A 17,556-nucleotide genomic window follows, 5' to 3' on the forward strand; every position below is an offset into this window, starting at 1 on the left:
GACATCTTCATCGCCGCGTGCTCATCAGGCGCTCATAGCAATCTGACTCCGCCCATCAACTCGGCGTCCTACATGACATTTCTTGGTTCCCCTTCTCCAGGTGCACCCGCACGCGCGAGACGTCAAGCGGCCCCGGCACGCGGAACGCGCGCGGAAACGCTCGGCGACGCTCGGCAAGCTCCAGACACTTCTCGGACGGATGCAGTGACGCACCTCGACCAGGAAGCCGTCCTCGCAGGTCAGGGATCACGTGATCCTCGACCCGCACCAAGCGGAGCAGGTCGGACTTAGCCGTACGGACCCTGCAGCCCACACAGGTGCGCTGTGGAGCCGCGTAGCCACCATATTCCAGCTTACCGTGTTGACGCATCTACGGAACCGGCAGCATCCTCGGCCTGGGTGTCAGGCCTGATGTCAATCCGCCATCCAGTGAGCCTCGCGGCAAGCCGGGCGTTCTGTCCCTCTTTGCCGATGGCCAGGGAGAGCTGGTAGTCGGGCACGGTCACCCGCGCGACCCGGCCTTCGAGATCGAGGACCTCAACGTGAGAAACGCGGGCCGGCGACAGGGCATTCCCCACGAACTCGCCGGGGTCCTCGGACCAGTCGATGATGTCGATCTTCTCGCCGTGCAGCTCGGTCATCACGTTGCGCACGCGCGAGCCCATCGGGCCGATGCACGCGCCCTTGGCGTTGACGCCCTGCCTGCGCGACCTGACCGCGATCTTCGTGCGGTGACCGGCCTCGCGGGCCACGGCGGCGATCTCCACCGTGCCGTCGGCGATCTCCGGCACCTCCAGCGCGAAGAGCTTCTTGACCAGGCCCGGATGGGTACGCGACAGCGTGACCGAGGGGCCCTTGTGGCCCTTCTTCACCTGCACCACGTAGGCGCGGATGCGCTCGCCGTGCACGTAGTCCTCGCCGGGCACCTGCTCGTTGTGCGGCAGGACGGCCTCGATCTTGCCGAGGTCGACCAGCACCACGCGCGGGTCCTTGCCCTGCTGGATCACACCGGAGACCAGCTCGCCCTCGCGGCTGGCGAACTCGCCGAAGTTGATCTCGTCCTCGGCGTCGCGCAGCTGCTGCAGGATGACCTGCTTGGCGGTGGTCGCCGCGATTCTGCTGAAGTTGCCCGGCGTATCGTCGAACTCCCTGACGATCTCGCCCTCGTCGTCGATCTCGGCGGCGAAGATGGTCACGTGCCCGCTCGTCCTGTCGAGCTCCGCGCGCGCCTTGGGCGCGGCACCCTCGGTGCGGAAGTAGGCGATCAGCAACGCGTCTTCGATCGCCTTGACGACCAGGTCGAAGGAGATGTCCTTCTCCCGCTCCAGGCTGCGCAGGACGCTCATGTCGATGTCCACGAGGCTTTCCCCTTAGCCTTCGTCGCCGTCGACGTCTTCGTCGTCGAACCGGCGGAACTCCACCTGCACCCGTCCGCGGGCCAGGTCCTGATAGTCGAATCGGCGCCCGGCGCCGTCGACGTCGAGCTCGACGCCGCTCTCGTCCGCGGAGCGCACGCGGCCCTCCACCACGGAACCATCTCTCATCTCGGCCTTCACCAGCCGCTTGGCCGCGCGCCGCCAGTGACGCGGCTCGGTCAGCGGGCGGTCGACGCCCGGCGAGGAGACCTCCAGCGTGTAGGCCGACTGGCCCATCGCGTCGGCGTCGTCGAGCGCCGCGGAGACGGCCTGGCTGACGTCGGCCACGTCGTCGAGGCTCACGCCGCCGTCGCGGTCGACGATCACACGCAGCAGCCGGCGCTTGCCGGCCTGGGTGACCGTGACGTCCTCCAGATCGAGGCCCTCCGCGCCGACGACGGGCTCAAGGAGCTTCATCAGGTGGTCGCGGGGTGATGCGCTGCCCATATCGACCTCCCTATTGTCATGTCTCAGCCGGGCGGACCTCGCCTCTGGCTCTCAAGTCGCCTGGCCGCTCAGCCAGCTACGACAGTTGACACCCTATCTGTACGAGGGCACGAAGAGAGCGCCACTCGGCACGTGCGAATGGCGAGCGTCGCCTGACACGGGGAGCGAGCGCAAGACCGTACGATGCTATCTGCGTTCCGTTTACAGGAGGTCCCTGCCCGTGCGCCCGCGTTCTCTGTCACGGCGAGCCGTGCTGGCGGGCGGAGCGGCCGCCGCGGCCCTGTCGGGATGCGACGCGTCCGACACCCCCCAGCCGTCGCCCACCCCGTCGGATGATCCTGAGCGAGTGCTGCTGCGGCAGCTGATCGCCGACAAGGAACACACGATCGCCCTCTACTCCGCGCTGATCACGGGCGGCGCGACCAAGCTGACGCCGTTCCGTGACCGCCATCAAGCTCACCTCGACGAGTTGCGCAAACGCCTGCCCGGCGGGCCCGCCCCATCCTCTTCCGCCCCCGCGCCCAAGACGCCCGCTCCCGTGCCCAAGACGTCGGTGTCGCGGCTGCGCGAGGCCGAGCGCCGGTCGGCGGCGCTGCGCGTCCGCCAGCTCGCCGGCGTCTCGCCGCAGCTGGCCCAGCTCATCGCCGCCATCGGCGCCTGCGAGGCCGCCCACGCCCTGGCCCTGCCGAGGTCGACGTGACACCGGCCGATGTGGAGAAGCTGCGCAAGGCGCTGTCGGCCGAGCATGCCGCCGTCTTCGCGTACGGGCTGATCGGCGCGCGCACCACGGGCTCGCTGCGGTCACGGGTCACGACCGCCTTCGACGCCCATCGAGCCAGACGCGACCAGTTGCGCACCGCCATCACCACCCGGGGCGGCACGCCGACCGAGCCGGAGGGCGGCTACGCCCTGCCGATCGTGCCGTCCACGGCGGCGCAGGCGGTCCAGCTCGCGGTCCAGGTGGAGGCCGGCATCACGGCCGCCTACCTGGAGCTGGTGGCGTCGGACGACGCGTCGCTGCGCCGGTACGCGGCGCTGGCCATGCAGGAGTCGGTGGCCCGCTCCTACTCCTTCCGTCCTGCGATCACCACGGCCTTTCCCGGCATGTCGGGGCCTACCGGCTGAGAGCGCCCACCGTCCACACGACCGTCTCGATCCCTGTGACGGTCCGTGGTGACTGAGGTCCTTTGGGAGGAGCCCCCTGCGGGGGCGAGGAAGCGGATGCGAGCGGTTCAGCGGTAGAGCACCGTCAGTAGGTCGCTGCCCAGGCGTTCGATCGCCTCGGCGTCGAGTTGGTAGTAGACGACCGAGCCCCTCCGGTGCACGTGCACCAGCGCCGCCTCCCTCAGGTGGCGTAGGTGTCTTGAGACCTGGGGGGCGGTCATGCCCAGTTGGTTGGCGAGTTCCGAGGTGGCCACCGGGTTGCGCAGGATGGCGTAGCAGAGCTTGAGGCGGGTCGGGTGCTGGAGGACGGCCAGTCGTTGCCGGGCGGTCTCCAGGGAGACCCCGGCGGAGGTGCCCACGCCGTACTGGATGACCACGGGGTAGCCCGGGTAGTGCTTGACCACGAAGTGCGGGCGGCCGTACAGGCTGGGTACGAGCAGGCAGGGCCGGTCGGCGCCGATGCGGGCGGTGGCGTTGTAGAGCTTGTCCAGGACGATTCGACGCCCGCCCTCGACGGCCGTGGCGGTGGGGAAGTCGGCCAGCGCCATGGGGCCGTGCACCGCGATCGCCCGCTCGCGCACCGCGGCCTCGGCGGCCAGCGCCGTACGCAGGCCCGGCCAGTCCGCCTCGAAGGCCGCGGCGGCGAAGTCGGCCAGGAAGCCGGTCAGTTCGCGCCTGAAGCCCCAGGGGTCGTTCTGCACTCGGGTGCCCAGCTCCACCCGGCTGGAGGAGATCAGTCTGAGGCGCTGGAGCACGTCGCCGCCGACGCCGGCGCTGTTCTTGCCGATGAGCGCCTGGAGGGTCATGGAGGTGAAGTCGCCGATCGGCAGCGCCTCGATCTCGGCCAGCTCGTCTTCGAGCGTCCTGGACCGGCCGGCGGACAGTGGCAGCAGGTAGCGGGCCCGGAAGGCGCTCCACAGGGGCGCCCACGCCGTCGCCCTGGCCAGCAGGTCCTCGTCGGCCTCCGTATGGACCCTGGCCACCCAGCGGGCCGCCGCGGGGTGGTGTCCGGGCTCGTCGAGCGCGTGCAGGCAGGCGCAGAGCTCGGCCAGCGGGGAGACGCCCATGGTGATCGAGGCCGGGTCGGTGGAGGACAGGAGGAGCGTGACGGGCACGTTGCACATTACCGCGTTGGCGGCAATCTCCTTGTCCGAAACTGGATATATGTCCAGGCTGTGGCGCCATGGCCAAGGCACCACTACACGAAAACGGCGGCGCGGTTAAGCACCCTCGGGAGTACTACTTCAGCGGGTCCACCACCATCTTCGCCTCCCGATACGACCAGCGCTTCTCCTACTGCCTCTACGTGCCGACGGCCCACTCGCCCGACGGCCCGCCGGTGCCGATCGCCGTCATGCAGCACGGGACGGGACGGCGCGGGCCGCAGTACCGCGACAACCTCGCCGAATGGGGTGAGCAGCAGGGCTGCCTGGTCCTGGCGCCGCTGTTCCCCGCGGGCATCGAGGACGCGGACGACCTGCACGGCTTCAAGTTCATCAACTACCGCGGCATCCGCTTCGACCACGTGCTGCTGGCGATGGTCGAGGAGGTCGGCGAGCGCTTCAACGTCGACACCGAGCGGTTCCTCCTGCACGGCTTCTCCGGCGGCGGCCAGTTCGCCCATCGGTTCGCCTACCTGCATCCGGACCGTCTGGCCGGAGTGTCAATTGGTGCACCAGGGCGGATATCGTACATCGACTGGGACAGCCCGTGGTGGATCGGGCTCAAGGGGTTCGAGGAGGAGTTCGGCCAGCCGCCCAGGATCGAGGAGCTCGGGGCGGTGCCGGTGCAGATGGTCGTGGGTGCCGAGGACGTCGAGACCTGGGAGATCAACAACCAGGGCGACGCCAACTGGATGGACGGCGCCGACGCCTACGGGACCACCCGTGTCGAGCGGCTGGCGGCGCTGCGTGACAACTTCGCCGCGCACGGCATCAACGTCAGGTTCGACGTCGTGCCCGGCGTGGCGCACCAGCCGATGAGCGTGCTGGAGCCGGTCAAGGACTTCTTCACCTCGATTCTCACCCCCCGGGAGACCTCATGAAGATCATTTTTGCCGCCGCCGCCCTGACGGTCCTGGCCACCGGTTGCGCGGTCGGCGAGAGCGCCGAGGCGGGCGCCGAATACCCGAGCAAGCCTCTGACGATCATGGCGCCGGGCAGCCCCGGCGGCGGCTGGGACACCCGTGCCCGCGGCATCGCCGGCGCGCTCAGCCAGTGCAAGATCACCACCGCTAAGGCCACGGTCGTCAACGTCCCCGGCGCGGGCGGCACGATCGGGCTGGCCCAGTTCGCCAAGAGCAAGGGCGACCCCTACCAGCTCATGGTCATGGACAGCGCGACCATGCTCGGTGGCATCGTCAACAACCACTCCCCCGTCGACCTGACCACGCTCACCCCGATCGCCGGGCTGAGCAGGGGCCCGAGCGCGATCGTGGTGCCGAAGAACGCGCCGTACGCGGACCTGAAGTCGCTGCTGGCCGCGATGAAGAAGAACCCGCACGGCGTCAAGTGGACCGGCGGCTCGCTCGGCGGCCCCGGGCAGATGACGGTCGCGGGACTGGCCAAGGGCCAGGGCATCGACGCCAAGCAGGTCAACTACGTGCCCACGGCGGGCGGCGGCGAGTCGATGAACCTGCTGCTCAGCGGGGCCGCCACCGCCGGCATCGACACCGTCGCCGAGCTTCGCGCGCAACTGCAGGCCGGAGAGCTCAAGGCGCTCGCGGTGGACGGCGACAAGCGGATCGAGGGCATCGACGCCCCGACGCTGAAGGAACTGGGGCTGTCGGACCAGGCCATCTCCACGATGGCCGGCGTGCTCGCCCCGGCGGGGCTGTCGGCCGAGCAGCAGCAGGACGTCGTCAAGATGATCGACAAGATGCGGCAGACGTCATGCTGGCAGCAGGTCCTCAAGCAGAACAACTGGGTCGACGCCTGGACCCCGGGCGACTCCTTCAAGCAGGTGCTCACCGAGCAGCGCGGGCAGATCACCACAATCCTCGGCGAGTTGGGACTGGGCAAGTGAGCACCCGGCTCGTCTCGGCGGGGTTCCTGGCGGTCGCGCTGGTCGTACTGGCGCAGGCGTTCATGATCCCTGACAGCGGCGGCTACCAGGCCGTCGGGCCACGGGCCTTCCCGCTCCTGGTCGGCATCGGCATGGCGGTGGTGGCCGTGATCGGGGTGGTGCAGGCGTTCCGCGCTCCGGTGACCCGCGAGGGCGGCGAGGACGAGGGCGTGCACTGGCGTCCCGTGCTGCTCCTCATCGGCGCGCTCGCTCTGTACGCGGTCCTGCTCGCGCCCGTGGGCTACTGGCAGGCGACCACGCTGTTCTTCGTCGCGGTCGCCCGCGTGCTCGGCAGCCGCAAGCTGGTGCGCGACCTGGTCGTGGGCCTGCTGCTGGCGCTGGCCACGTATTTGCTGTTCGACCGGGTGCTGGGCATCACGCTGCCTCCGGGCCTGATCAGATTGGCGATCTGAGATGAGCGTACTGGGCCACCTGCTCGACGGCTTCGCGCACGCGCTCACCCTGCAGAACCTGCTGCTCGGCCTGCTCGGCGTCACCGTCGGCACGCTCGTCGGCGTGCTGCCGGGCCTCGGCCCGGCCACGACGATCGCGCTGCTGCTGCCCCTGACGATGGTGTTCGACCCGGTGGGCGCGTTCGTGATGTTCGCCGGGATCTACTACGGCGGCATGTACGGCGGCAGCACCACCGCGATCCTGCTCAACATCCCCGGTGAGACGGCGTCGATCCCCACCACGCTCGAGGGTTACCCGATGGCGCGGAAGGGCCGGGCCGGGGCCGCGCTGGCCACGGCGGCCATTGGCTCGTTCGTGGCGGGCACGATCTCCACCGTGGTGATCACGTTCCTGGCGCCCGGGATGTCGGCCATAGCCAAGTCGATCCAGCCCGCCGAGTACTTCTCGATCATGGTGCTCGCCTTCGTCACCGTCACCTCGCTCATGGGCGACTCGATCGTGCGCGGCCTGTCCAGCCTCTTCCTCGGGCTGGCGATCGGCATGGTGGGCATCGACCAGATGACCGGTCAGCCGCGCCTGGCCTTCGGCGTACCCGACCTGTACGAGGGGCTGCCGGTCGTGGCGCTGGCCGTCGGCCTGTTCGCCGTGGCCGAGGCGGTCGCCACGGCCGCCCAGCGGAACCGGCAGGAGCAGCCGCCGGTGAAGGTGACCGGGCGCATCGGCATGACCCGCGACGACTGGCGCAGGTCCTGGCGGCCGTGGCTGCGGGGCACCGCGTTCGGTCTGCCGATCGGCTCGCTGCCCGCGGGCGGCGCCGAGCTGCCCACCTTCCTCAGCTACAACGTCGAGAAGCGGCTGGCCAAGGACCCCGAGGAGTTCGGCCACGGCGCCATCGAGGGCGTGGCGGGGCCCGAGGCGGCCAACAACGCGGCCTTCTCCGGCGTGCTGGTGCCGCTGCTCACGCTCGGCATCCCCACCTCGGCCACGGCCAGCATGCTGCTGATCGCCTTCCAGATCTACAACGTGCAGCCGGGACCGCAGCTCTTCGACCAGCAGCCGGTGCTCGTGTGGACGCTGATCGCCAGCCTCTACATCGGCAACGTGATGCTGCTGGTGCTGAACCTGCCGCTGATCCGGCTGTGGGTGAAGCTGCTGAGCGTGCCGGCCGCGCTGCTGACGGCGGCGATCCTGACGTTCGCGACGCTGGGTGTCTACGCCACCTCGCAGAGCGTGTTCGAGATCCTGGTGGCGTACGGGTTCGGGCTGGTGGGGTTCGTCCTGCGGCGGGCCGGTTATCCGGTGGCGCCGCTGATCCTCGGGGCGGTGCTCGGGCCGCTGATGGAGGTGCAGTTCAGGCGGGCCCTGGCGTTCAGCGAGGGGGACCCGGCGGTGTTCTTCACCCGGCCCGTGTCGCTGGCCATCCTGGTGATCGCCGCCGCCTGCCTGATCGGGCCCGTGGTGCTCCGCCGCCGCGGCAAGATCTCCATACCCGCGGCCATGGACTGACGACTCCCCCTGGCAGAGCAGCACGGCTCCCCCTTGCACGAAGGGGGAGCCGTGCTTCGCGTTAGGAGCAGGCGGCCAGCACGCGATCGGCGGCCGTGTCGAGCGGGATCTCCTCCTTGACGCCCGTGACCCGGTCGCGGAGCTCGACCACACCCTGAGCCAGCCCGCGGCCCACGACCACGATCGTGGGCAGGCCGAGCAGCTCGGCGTCCTTGAACTTGACGCCGGGCGAGACCCCGGACCGGTCGTCGACGAGCACCCGCAGCCCGCGGGACTCCAGCTCGGCGGCCAGCTGGAGGGCCACCTCGATCTGGTTGTCCTTGCCCGTGCCCACGATGTGCACGTCGGCGGGCGCGATCTCGCGCGGCCACACCAGCCCGAGCTCGTCGTGGGCCTGCTCGGCGATGACCGCCACGGCGCGCGAGACGCCGATGCCGTAGGAACCCATCGTGATGCGGATCGGCTTGCCGTCGGGGCCCAGGGCCTCGAGCCCGGCCGCGTCGGCGTATTTACGGCCGAGCTGGAAGATGTGCCCGATCTCGATGCCGCGGTCGATGGACAGCGGCGAGCCGCAGCGGGGGCACGGGTCTCCGGCGCGCACCTCGGCGGCCTCGATCGTGCCGTCGGGGACGAAGTCACGGCCCGCGACCACGTGGGCGGCATGCTTGCCGCGCTCGTTGGCGCCGGTCACCCAGGAGGTGCCGGTGACCACGCGGGGGTCGACGAGGTAGCGGATGCCGAGGTCGCGCAGGACCTGCGGGCCGATGTAGCCGCGGATCAGACCGGGGTGCTTGGCGAAGTCCTCGGCCTCGAAGATGGCGGGCTCGCCGGGGGCCAGCGCGGCTTCCAGGCGCTTGAAGTCGACCTCGCGGTCGCCGGGCACGCCGACGATCAGCGTCTCGACCTTGTCGGAGCCGGGCGTGGTGACCTTGACGACGACGTTCTTCAGGGTCTCGGCGGCGGTGATCGACAGGCCGTGGTGCTCGTTGACGTAGGACACCAGCGACTCGATGGTCGGGGTGTCGGGAGTGTCGAGGACGCGCTGCGGCTCCAGCCCGTCGAGGGCGCGGGCCGGGGGCGCGGTCGTGGTGACGGCTTCGGCGTTGGCCGCGTAGCCACAGGAGCGGCAGGCCACGAAGGTGTCCTCGCCGGTGGGCGTGGGCGCCAGGAACTCCTCGGAGGCCGAGCCGCCCATCGCGCCCGACGTGGCGAACACGATCTTGTAATCGATGCCGAGCCGGTCGAACGTCCGGATGTAGGTCTCGCGGTGCTGCTCGTAGGAGTGCTTGAGTCCTTCGTCGTCGAGGTCGAAGGAGTAGGCGTCCTTCATCAGGAACTCGCGGCCGCGCAGGATGCCCGCGCGGGGCCGGGCCTCGTCGCGGTACTTCGTCTGGATCTGGTAGAGCGTGACCGGATAGTCCTTGTACGAGGAGTATTCGCCCTTGACCATGTCGGCGAAGAGCTCCTCGTGCGTGGGACCGAGCAGGTAGTCGACGCCCTTGCGGTCCTTGAGCCGGAAGAGCGTGTCACCGTATTCGGTCCAGCGACCGGTGGCCTCGTAATATTCGCGCGGCAGCAGGGCGGGGAAGAGCACCTCCTGGCCGCCCATCCGGTTCATCTCCTCGCGGACGACCTTGGCGACGTTTTCCAGCACCATCTTGCCGAGGGGCAGCCACGAGTAGATGCCGGGCGCCACCCGCCGGACGTAACCGGCGCGGACCAGGAGCTTGTGGCTCGGCACTTCCGCGTCTGCCGGGTCGTCCCGCAGGGTGCGAAGAAACAACGACGACATGCGCAGCGACACGACTACTCCTTGTTCGGCCTGGATATGAGGACTACAGGCTATCGACTCGGAGCGACTTGCCGCGCGGCCTTATCCCGCGATGGGGACCCAACCGCCCAGCGAACCGGCCACTCCGACCGCGAACAGGCCGACAAGGACCGCCGCCAGCGCCAGCGCGCGCACCCGGCCCGCCTTGCCGCGGCGCAGCACCAGCACCAGCACGACGGACAGGGCGCCGACCACGGGCGCGGGGCCGGGCCAGAACGCGGGGTCGCTGTGGATGAAACCGGGCGTCGCGCGGTCGATCACGTCGGCGAGCAGCAGGGCGCCGATGAGGCCCGCGGCCAGGTCGCCCCAGCCATCCGACCTCCTCGTCACGTAGGCGAGCAGGCCCAGCCCGACCAGCAGGCAGAGCGTCCAGTTCAGCCCGGCCGCGGAGCCGCCGACACCCACACCGCCGATGTCGGGGTCGCCGCGCAGCATGCTGCCGCCCAGGGTCACGACGATCATGGACAGGGAGGCCAGGAACGTGGTGAGCAACGCCCACCCGAAGCCCGCCGCGCTCGCCCCGACGAGCAGGGCCAGCCCCAGATACATGTACGGGTCATAGACCTGGCCGAGCCATTGGGGGCCGCGACCGTCGGCGAGTATGCCCACGAGCCCGACGACCAGCCCGCCGAGGAAGGCCCCCAGCACATGGCGTTCGATGCAGCGCTGGTCACGGTCGTACGCGGCGAACTCCGCGTAGTCGATCGTGCTCTCTTTTACGTCCATTGCCTGGTCAACCCTCCCTTCGAAGCTGGTCGCAATACCACAACCAGATTATGTGGCCGTCCAGAAAAGGCAAATTTCGGCCAACCAAATGCAACGAAGCAATCGCTTGGTTAAACTGACCCGGTGACCGTCACAGACGAGCTGCGCTCCGTCGTCCGCGCCTATCTCGCCGACCGCCCCGCCGCGCCCTGGGCGGCGTTCGCGCGCGAGCTGGGCACCGCAGGGCTCGCCGTCCCGGAGGAGTACGGCGGAGCGGGCTGCGGCCCGGCCGAGACCGCGGTCGTGGCGGGAGAGCTGGGCAGAACCCTGTCTCCGTACCCCTTCCTGCAGAGCGCCGTCCTGGCCGTCGAGGCGCTCAAGGCGGGCGGCGACGAGGCGGCGATGGGCCGGCTGCTGCCCGCGCTGGCCGACGGCTCGGTGACCGCGACCGTCGTCCTGCCGGGCGACGGCGACCTGACCCTCCGGGACGGCCTGCTCACGGGCGTCGTCCCGTACGCGCTGGAGGGCGACGTGGTGCTCGCCTACGCCGACGGGCTCCTGGTCGAGGCGGTGCCCACGCGGCGCGTGGCGTACGCGACGATGGACGAGAGCCGGCCGCTGACCGAGCTGTCCTTCGACCACGCCCCGGCGCGGCCGGCGGGCGACGGCGCGGCGTGGAGCCGGGTGCGCGACCTCGGCATCGCGGTGCTGGCGGCCGAGCAGGTGGGCGGGGCCGAGCGCTGCCTGGAGATGGCCACGGAGCACGCCAAGCTGCGCCACCAGTTCGGCAGGCCAATCGGCTCCTTCCAGGCGATCAAGCACAAGCTGGCCGACCTGCTGCTGCTCGTGGAGTCGGCCAGATCGGCGGCGCTGGCGGCGGCCGGGTCGGAGTCCCTCGCGGCGATCGCCGGGTCCTACTGCACCGAGGCGTATCTCACGGCGGCGGGCGAGAACATCCAGGTCCACGGCGGGATCGGTGTGACCTGGGAGCATCCGGCCCACCGCTACCTCAAGCGGGCCACCTCCGACGCCCAGCTCTTCGGCCCGCCGCAATCGCACCGCGAGCGGCTGAGCGCGCAGGTCTTCCAGGCCGAGCTAGCCGCCCAGTAGCGTTTCCCAGGGGCGCGGGGCGTTCGTGGCGCGGGTGGTGTCGAGCGCCTCGGCCAGCCGCCAGAAGCCCGGCTTGTCGCGTACGCGCTCGCGGCCCAGCGGATCGATGGCCCGCAGCTCGAAGCGGACACCCATCACGTCGAGCACCGCCGACCGGCTGTCGCCCGGACCGGCGGGCGCGCCGAGCTCGTCCTCGTACGCGGGAGCGCGCACCTGCTCGGCCAGCAGCGCCGCCACCTCGGAGGCATACGGGCCGTCGCGCCACTCGATGTGCCAGCTGTGGTCGGCGCCCCGCCACCAGGTCAGATCCCGGCAGGACTCGATGAACTCGGCCTCGCTGGCGAGGGCGGCCATCACCCGGCCGAACGCCTCGTAACCGCGCCCGCTCGTGAGCGAGAAGTCATCGGCCCCCATATCGGGGAGCGTGCCATCTTTCGGCCGCCTTAGCGCGTGCTTTCGCCTCACGTGCATCACTCTGATCGCGAACGCGCCCTTCCCGCAAGTCTTTGGTGCTGATAGTCTCTACCAAGCGAGCGCTTGGTTTACTACTTTCGCCGGAGGCGCGATGACGTCCCTACGGATCAGCCTGGGCTACGAGCTGGAGGTGCGCGGGCGCTCCCGCGAGGTCGAGCAACAGGCGTTCCAGAACGTGATCGACCAGGTCGTGCTCGGTGACCGGCTCGGCTTCGACACCGCCTGGTTCGTCGAACACCACTTCACGCGGGGGTTCTCCCACTCCTCCGCGCCCGATCTCGTGCTGGCCGCGATCTCCCAGCGGACCGAGCGCATCCATCTCGGACTGGGAGTGGTGCTGCTGCCGTTCCAGTCGCCGATCCGCACCGCGGAGCGCGTGGCCACCCTCGACGTGCTGAGCGGCGGCCGGGTGGAGTTCGGCACCGGGCGGGGAGCCTCGCCCCTGGAGTACCAGGCCTTCCAGCGGCCCTTCGAGAAGTCCCGGCAGATCTGGGAGGACTCGCTGGACGCGACGCTGGCCATCTGGCGGGCCGACGGGGAGCCGGTCAGCCGATCGAACGAGTTCTTCGAGATCCCGGACGTGGCGGTCTACCCGCGTCCCGTGCAACAACCGCATCCGCCGGTCTGGGTGGCCTCGACGTCGCTGGAGGGCTATCTGGCGGCGGCCGACCACGGCTACAACCTGCTCGGCATGACCATGGTCAAGGGCATCGACGACGTGGCGGACGACATCGCCCAATACCGCGAGCGTCTGGCCGCCGCCGGGTTCGACCCCGCCTCCCGCCGGGTCGCGCTGATGATCCCCTGGTTCGTCGCGCCCACCCGTGACCAGGCCAACGAGACGGCCGCCGACGCCGTCCTCTGGTACATCCGCCGCCAGGTCAACCTCGTCACCCCGCCGGACTACTACGACGCCCGGCACGCCACCCATCGCGTCCTCGGCCAGCTCGCCGCCGGGATGCCGCCGGAGGAGGCGATGGCGACGCTGCGGGAGCACCTGATGGTCGTGGTGGACGACGTGGCGGGTTCGCGCAAGGCCCTGGCCAGGATCGCGGAGGCCGGGGCGACGGATCTCATCATCCAGGCGCAGGTGGGTGGGCTGGCGCACGAACGGGTCTGCGAGGCGATGAAGCTGTTCATGACCGAGGTGACCAAGTGACCAGCCCGAACCCTCGCCCCTTGGGCGGCTCCGGGGCCGGGTCCGCCTCCGCGAGCGGTCGGGACGCGTCGGCGGAGGCCGCCGGCGCGCGCTGGCTGACTCGGGACGACCTCCGTACGGGCGCGCGGTCCGCGACAGGGCTGCTGCAGGTCGCCCCCGACGCCTCCAGCGCCTTCCCGCTGGCGCCCGGCGACCGCGCGGCGGCGCAGGAGCTGACCGGGGCGGCGCTGCGGCCGGCCGGAGTGGGTGACCGCGACCGGGTCGTGGTCGCGCTGGCCGAACCGGCGGGCGCGCTCTGGGCCGCCGCCGCGGCGGACGTGGCGTCGGCGGCGGCCTCGGTGGGCCCGCGAGGCCGCATGCGGTTGATCCACACGCTGTCCACCCTGGGCGCCACCACGTTGGTCGCCACTCCTACGGGCGCGATGGACCTGCTGGCCAGGCTGCACCTGGAGTTCCTGCTGGACCCCCTTGACCTGGGACTGCGGCACATCGTCCTGACCGGGGAGATCGCCTCGAAGCGGACACTCAGCTACCTGGCGGGCGAGTTCGACGCCCACGTGACCGAGGTGTACGCCGACCCGTTCAGCGGTGGCGCCCTGGCCTGGCGGGCGGCGGAAAGCGACCCGCTCACCCCGCTGACGGACGGCCTGCTGCACCTGGCCTCGCTGACCAAGGATGTGCTGCGGCCGTCGGAGCCGTCAGGGGTGGCCGAGCTGGTGATCACGCCCCACGGCCACTCGGCGCTCGGCGACGCCGTCCTGCGTACGGGCCAGGTGGTACGCACCGACTCGCCCGCGACCGACCCCCAATTGCCCGCTCCCGTCCACACGGTCGGCGAGCACGTGCTGGTGCGGGGCGTGTGGCTGTCGCTGCCGCGCGTCGAGAAGGCCCTGGCCAAGATCGACGGCGTGTCCAGGTGGGAGCTGGTCGTCAGCAGGCAGGGCACGCTCGACGCGGCGGTGCTCACCGTCACGTTCGGGAGGGAGAGCCTCGTGCGCAACCCGATGTGGCGCAATCGGATCCAGCAGGCGATCCAGGGGCTCACCCCGATCTCGCTCGGCGTGGAGATCGCGCCGGAGATCGCCGAGACGCCGAGCCCCGGCGTGCTGACCGACCTGCGTGGCCATCACCTGGGCCGCGACCGGGCGCTCATCGTGTAGCCGCCCGGCCCGCCCACCCGTCCAGAGTCCGTACGGAGCCAAGGTCCGTACGAGAGCCGAGGTCCATCCGGGAGCCGGGCGCTCGGCCTGTGGAGCGCTCATCGTGGAGCAGGAGGCGCGAACCGATGGGACCGATGCCGGACTGGGGAACGCTCCCCCGCATGCTCCGTGACCAGGCGGACCGCCATCCGGACGCGGTGGTGATCGTCGACGGCGACACGCGCGTCACCATGGCGGAGCTCCGCGCCGGAGCCGCCCGCGTGGCGTACGAGCTGATCGAGCTCGGCGTCCGGCCGGGCGACCGGGTGGCCCTGTGGGGCGTGAACGACCCGTACTGGGTGAGGCACGCCTTCGGCGTCTGGGACGCCGGCGCGGTGATCGTGCCGCTCTCCTCGCGCGCCAAGGGCCTGGAGGCGGCGGCGATGATCGAGAAGACCGGCGCCGAGGTGCTGATCACGGGCGAGGGCCCGCCCGGTGTGGTGCTCGCCGACCTCCTGCCGTCCGGCGCCGCCCCGCGCCACGTCCTGAGCCCCGGGCGGAGTCTCCGTATGGAGCCGTCTGACGTAGAGATGGAGCCGTCGGACGTCGAGGAGCGGGCGCTGGCCGTACGGCCCGGCGATCTGTGCGAGATCATGTCCACCTCCGGCACCACCGGCACCCCCAAGGGCGTGATGCTGGACCACGCCCAGGTCCTGCGCGGCTACTGGGACTGGTCCGAGATCGTCACCCTGGACGAGCACGACCGCTATCCGGTGATCGCCCCGTTCAGCCACGGCTTCGGCCTCAACGCCGGGTTGATCGCCTGCGTGCTCCGCCGGGCGACCATGATGCCGATCAGGGTCTTCACCCCCGACGCCCTGATGTCCCTGATCTCGGCCGGCCGGGTGAGCATCCTGGCGGGCCCGCCCACGCTGTTCCACCGGCTGCTCGACGAGCTGGACCGCGCCGACTGGGACGTCTCGTCGCTGCGCGTGGCCATCTGCGGGGCCGCCGCCGTGCCCGCCGCGCTGATCACCCGTCTGGTCGAACGGGTGGGGCTGGAGCGGATGATCAACGCTTACGGCCTGATGGAGGGCACGGTCGTCTCCATGACCAGGGCCGGCGACCCGATCGAGGTCATCGCCGCGACGACCGGCCGGGCGGTGCCGGGCATCGAGGTGCGGATCGTCGACGACGACGGCAAGGAGGTGGCCGCCGGGGAGCGCGGGGAGATTCTGCAGCGCGGGTACGGGGTCATGCGCGGCTACTGGGACGAACCCGGCAAGACCGCCGAGGTGGTCGATCGGGACGGCTGGCTGCACACGGGAGACATCGGTGTCCTCGACCCGGCGGGCAATCTGGCCATCGTGGACCGCAAGAAGGAGCTCTACATCGTCAACGGCTTCAACGTCTCGCCCGCCGAGGTGGAGTCGCTGCTGTTACGTGAGGGCTCGCTGGCGCAGGCGGCCGTGATCGGCGTGCCCGATCCGGTCTCCGGCGAGGCCGGCTGGGCGTACGTGGTGCCCAGAGCGGGGATGACGGTCGATCCGGGCACGCTGCTCACCTGGGCGAAGGACAATATGTCCAACTACAAGGTGCCGAAGCGGGTCATCGTGGTCGAAGCTCTGCCGGCCAACGCCAACGGCAAGATCGACAAGATGGCCCTCCGCGCCCGCGCGTCCGCCTCCTGACTGCCCCGCACTGACCCCATTCGCGAAAGATGGGTTCATTCGTACCGGCGATCGGGGATACATCGATCACAGTGCCGAGTTGTACTGGTGGGACGCATGCCCCGTGTAACAGAATCGCCCACATAGAGGAGGCAGCGTGACGTTGCGCGTGGCGGTCATCGGGTCGGGCCCTGCCGGTATCTACACGGCCGAGGCCCTGGTCAAACAGGCGCAGGAGGACGTCCAGGTCGACGTCATCGAGCGGTTGCCCACGCCCTACGGGCTCGTCCGATACGGCGTCGCGCCCGACCACACGTCGATCAAGTCGATCGCCAACTACCTGCGCCGGGTGCTCGAACTCCCCGAGGTCCGCTTCCTCGGCGGCGTCACGCTCGGCGAGCACCTGTCGGTCGAGGATCTGCTGGGCAGCTATGACGCGGTCGTCTACGCCACGGGCGCGATGGTCGACAGGAAGCTCGGCATCCCGGGCGAGGACCTGCCGGGCAGCGTGGCCGCCACCGACTTCGTCAACTGGTACTGCGGCCATCCCGACGTCTCCGCCTCCATGTTCACCCTCGACAGCCCCGAGGTCGCGGTCATCGGCGTCGGGAACGTGGCCGTCGACGTGGTCCGCGTCCTGGCCAAGACCGCCGAGGAGCTCAGCTCCACGGACGTACCGCACGACGTGCTCGAACGGCTCGGCGAAAGCCAGGTCAAGGCGATCCACATGATCGGCCGCCGGGGTCCCGAGCACGCCAAGTTCACGCTGAAGGAGCTGCGGGAGCTCGGCGAGCTGGCGAACGCCGACGTCTGCGTACGCGAGGACGAGGCCGTGGTGCTGGGCGGCGACTTCCCCCGGCAGATCCGCGGCAACATCGACGTCCTTCAGTCGTGGGCGGGCCGCAACCCCGTCGGCCGCCCGCGCCGCCTCGATGTGCGCTTCTGGCTGCGCCCGGTGGAGATCCTCGGCACCGACCGGGTGGAGGGACTCAGGCTCGAACGCACCCGGCTGTCCGAGGAGGGCCGGGTGGTCGGGACGGGTGAGTTCGAGACAATTCCGGTCGGCATGGTGCTGCGCTCGGTCGGATACCAGAGCGTCCCCCTGCCGGGGGTGCCGTTCGACGAGCGGTCGATGACCGTGCCCAACGAAGCCGGCCGGATCCGCGAGCGCGAGTACGTGGCGGGCTGGCTCAAGCGCGGTCCCACCGGCGTGATCGGCACCAACAAGTCGGACGCGGCGGAGACGGTCCGCACCCTGCTGTCCGACCTGGCCGGCCACGATCGACTACGGTCGGCGCCCATCGACGCGGTGCTGCGCGAAAGAGGCGTAAGGCCGGTGACGTACGACGAGTGGCTGGCCATCGAGGCGGCCGAAGGCGCTCTGGCCAAGTCCCTGGGCCGCGGCGAACGGGTCAAGCTCGCCGGCCTGGAGGCCATGCTGCGGGCCTGCCGGCCCTGA

18 protein-coding genes are annotated in these 17,556 nt (G+C 70.4%); 11 read left to right on the plus strand and 7 right to left on the minus strand.

All coding sequences use genetic code 11. The features are described from left to right. Nucleotides 1-55: 55 nt before the first annotated feature. Genes AB0L53_RS36990 through rimP form a run of 3 tightly spaced genes read right to left on the minus strand, consistent with a single transcriptional unit; the run spans nucleotide 56 to nucleotide 1,862 of the window. Nucleotides 56-370, minus strand: a complete 315-nt coding sequence (locus tag AB0L53_RS36990) for a YlxR family protein (protein WP_364004303.1) — start codon at nucleotides 368-370, stop codon at nucleotides 56-58. Continuing rightward, nucleotides 354-1,358: a transcription termination factor NusA gene (nusA, locus tag AB0L53_RS36995; RefSeq protein WP_357654416.1), complete on the minus strand. Its 1,005-nt coding sequence runs from the start codon at nucleotides 1,356-1,358 to the stop codon at nucleotides 354-356. Before nusA ends, AB0L53_RS36990 begins: the two co-directional genes overlap by 17 nt. 12 nt (nucleotides 1,359-1,370) lie before the next feature. Beyond that, nucleotides 1,371-1,862, minus strand: coding sequence for a ribosome maturation factor RimP (gene rimP / locus AB0L53_RS37000; RefSeq protein ID WP_225299403.1), 492 nt, complete (start codon nucleotides 1,860-1,862; stop codon nucleotides 1,371-1,373). A 220-nt stretch (nucleotides 1,863-2,082) separates the two neighbouring features. On the opposite strand from rimP, the gene AB0L53_RS37005 reads away from it, so the two are divergent. Beyond that, nucleotides 2,083-2,562, plus strand: coding sequence for a hypothetical protein (locus tag AB0L53_RS37005; protein WP_364004307.1), 480 nt, complete (start codon nucleotides 2,083-2,085; stop codon nucleotides 2,560-2,562). Then, nucleotides 2,559-2,987: a ferritin-like domain-containing protein gene (locus AB0L53_RS37010; protein ID WP_364004310.1), complete on the plus strand. Its 429-nt coding sequence runs from the start codon at nucleotides 2,559-2,561 to the stop codon at nucleotides 2,985-2,987. Before AB0L53_RS37005 ends, AB0L53_RS37010 begins: the two co-directional genes overlap by 4 nt. A gap of 107 nt (nucleotides 2,988-3,094) precedes the next feature. Here AB0L53_RS37010 and AB0L53_RS37015 read toward each other — a convergent pair whose 3' ends face one another. Further along, complete coding sequence (locus AB0L53_RS37015) at nucleotides 3,095-4,141, minus strand: DUF5937 family protein (protein WP_364004312.1); 1,047 nt, start codon at nucleotides 4,139-4,141, stop codon at nucleotides 3,095-3,097. A gap of 68 nt (nucleotides 4,142-4,209) precedes the next feature. Between AB0L53_RS37015 and AB0L53_RS37020 the strand changes: the two genes are divergently transcribed. Genes AB0L53_RS37020 through AB0L53_RS37035 form a run of 4 tightly spaced genes read left to right on the plus strand, consistent with a single transcriptional unit; the run spans nucleotide 4,210 to nucleotide 8,009 of the window. Continuing rightward, a complete protein-coding gene (locus AB0L53_RS37020) occupies nucleotides 4,210-5,070 on the plus strand; it encodes a PHB depolymerase family esterase (RefSeq protein ID WP_357946755.1) in 861 nt (286 codons plus the stop codon). Beyond that, the gene (locus tag AB0L53_RS37025; protein WP_364004316.1) at nucleotides 5,067-6,050 is read left to right on the plus strand and encodes a tripartite tricarboxylate transporter substrate binding protein; all 984 of its coding nucleotides are present in this window, start codon (nucleotides 5,067-5,069) and stop codon (nucleotides 6,048-6,050) included. Before AB0L53_RS37020 ends, AB0L53_RS37025 begins: the two co-directional genes overlap by 4 nt. Next, the gene (locus tag AB0L53_RS37030) at nucleotides 6,047-6,502 is read left to right on the plus strand and encodes a tripartite tricarboxylate transporter TctB family protein (protein ID WP_364004319.1); all 456 of its coding nucleotides are present in this window, start codon (nucleotides 6,047-6,049) and stop codon (nucleotides 6,500-6,502) included. The genes AB0L53_RS37025 and AB0L53_RS37030 overlap by 4 nt, the downstream gene beginning before the upstream one ends. Before the next feature lies 1 nt (nucleotide 6,503). Further along, nucleotides 6,504-8,009 (plus strand): tripartite tricarboxylate transporter permease, encoded by a 1,506-nt coding sequence (locus tag AB0L53_RS37035; RefSeq protein WP_364004322.1) that lies wholly within the window; start codon nucleotides 6,504-6,506, stop codon nucleotides 8,007-8,009. 61 nt (nucleotides 8,010-8,070) lie between these two features. On the opposite strand, the gene AB0L53_RS37040 is transcribed toward AB0L53_RS37035, so the two are convergent. Together AB0L53_RS37040 and AB0L53_RS37045 are read right to left on the minus strand one after the other, a co-directional pair. Continuing rightward, the gene (locus tag AB0L53_RS37040) at nucleotides 8,071-9,813 is read right to left on the minus strand and encodes a proline--tRNA ligase (RefSeq protein ID WP_364004325.1); all 1,743 of its coding nucleotides are present in this window, start codon (nucleotides 9,811-9,813) and stop codon (nucleotides 8,071-8,073) included. A gap of 69 nt (nucleotides 9,814-9,882) precedes the next feature. After that, nucleotides 9,883-10,566 (minus strand): hypothetical protein, encoded by a 684-nt coding sequence (locus tag AB0L53_RS37045; RefSeq protein ID WP_364004328.1) that lies wholly within the window; start codon nucleotides 10,564-10,566, stop codon nucleotides 9,883-9,885. A gap of 123 nt (nucleotides 10,567-10,689) precedes the next feature. Here AB0L53_RS37045 and AB0L53_RS37050 point away from each other — a divergent pair, with 123 nt between their 5' ends. After that, nucleotides 10,690-11,655 (plus strand): acyl-CoA dehydrogenase family protein, encoded by a 966-nt coding sequence (locus AB0L53_RS37050; RefSeq protein WP_364004331.1) that lies wholly within the window; start codon nucleotides 10,690-10,692, stop codon nucleotides 11,653-11,655. Here AB0L53_RS37050 and AB0L53_RS37055 read toward each other — a convergent pair. Then, on the minus strand, nucleotides 11,641-12,069 hold the full coding sequence (locus tag AB0L53_RS37055; RefSeq protein WP_364004334.1) for a hypothetical protein: 429 nt from the start codon (nucleotides 12,067-12,069) through the stop codon (nucleotides 11,641-11,643). The two genes, AB0L53_RS37050 and AB0L53_RS37055, sit on opposite strands and share 15 nt — an antisense overlap. A gap of 151 nt (nucleotides 12,070-12,220) precedes the next feature. Here AB0L53_RS37055 and AB0L53_RS37060 point away from each other — a divergent pair, with 151 nt between their 5' ends. From AB0L53_RS37060 to AB0L53_RS37075, 4 genes are all read left to right on the plus strand, one after another. Next, nucleotides 12,221-13,288 (plus strand): LLM class flavin-dependent oxidoreductase, encoded by a 1,068-nt coding sequence (locus tag AB0L53_RS37060; protein WP_364004337.1) that lies wholly within the window; start codon nucleotides 12,221-12,223, stop codon nucleotides 13,286-13,288. Next, nucleotides 13,285-14,448 carry a hypothetical protein gene (locus AB0L53_RS37065; RefSeq protein ID WP_364004340.1) on the plus strand — a complete coding sequence of 388 codons (1,164 nt, stop codon included), beginning with the start codon at nucleotides 13,285-13,287 and terminating at the stop codon, nucleotides 14,446-14,448. The genes AB0L53_RS37060 and AB0L53_RS37065 overlap by 4 nt, the downstream gene beginning before the upstream one ends. A 161-nt stretch (nucleotides 14,449-14,609) precedes the next feature. Beyond that, complete coding sequence (locus AB0L53_RS37070; RefSeq protein ID WP_364004343.1) at nucleotides 14,610-16,118, plus strand: AMP-binding protein; 1,509 nt, start codon at nucleotides 14,610-14,612, stop codon at nucleotides 16,116-16,118. Between the two features lie 136 nt (nucleotides 16,119-16,254). After that, the gene (locus tag AB0L53_RS37075; protein WP_364004346.1) at nucleotides 16,255-17,556 is read left to right on the plus strand and encodes an FAD-dependent oxidoreductase; all 1,302 of its coding nucleotides are present in this window, start codon (nucleotides 16,255-16,257) and stop codon (nucleotides 17,554-17,556) included.

This window comes from Nonomuraea sp. NPDC052129 (assembly GCF_040680095.1).
Taxonomy (GTDB): Bacteria; Actinomycetota; Actinomycetes; order Streptosporangiales; family Streptosporangiaceae; genus Nonomuraea.

What these genes read in the sequence shown, in the direction of transcription:
- AB0L53_RS37020 (WP_357946755.1), top strand. Translation starts at nt 4,210, where the DNA reads ATGGCCAAGGCACCACTACACGAAAACGGCGGCGCGGTTAAGCACCCT.
- AB0L53_RS37070 (WP_364004343.1), top strand. Translation starts at nt 14,610, where the DNA reads ATGCTCCGTGACCAGGCGGACCGCCATCCGGACGCGGTGGTGATCGTC.
- AB0L53_RS37035 (WP_364004322.1), top strand. Translation starts at nt 6,504, where the DNA reads ATGAGCGTACTGGGCCACCTGCTCGACGGCTTCGCGCACGCGCTCACC.
- AB0L53_RS37055 (WP_364004334.1), bottom strand. Translation starts at nt 12,069, where the DNA reads ATGGGGGCCGATGACTTCTCGCTCACGAGCGGGCGCGGTTACGAGGCG.
- AB0L53_RS37060 (WP_364004337.1), top strand. Translation starts at nt 12,221, where the DNA reads ATGACGTCCCTACGGATCAGCCTGGGCTACGAGCTGGAGGTGCGCGGG.
- AB0L53_RS37025 (WP_364004316.1), top strand. Translation starts at nt 5,067, where the DNA reads ATGAAGATCATTTTTGCCGCCGCCGCCCTGACGGTCCTGGCCACCGGT.
- AB0L53_RS37045 (WP_364004328.1), bottom strand. Translation starts at nt 10,566, where the DNA reads ATGGACGTAAAAGAGAGCACGATCGACTACGCGGAGTTCGCCGCGTAC.
- rimP (WP_225299403.1), bottom strand. Translation starts at nt 1,862, where the DNA reads ATGGGCAGCGCATCACCCCGCGACCACCTGATGAAGCTCCTTGAGCCC.
- AB0L53_RS36990 (WP_364004303.1), bottom strand. Translation starts at nt 370, where the DNA reads ATGCGTCAACACGGTAAGCTGGAATATGGTGGCTACGCGGCTCCACAG.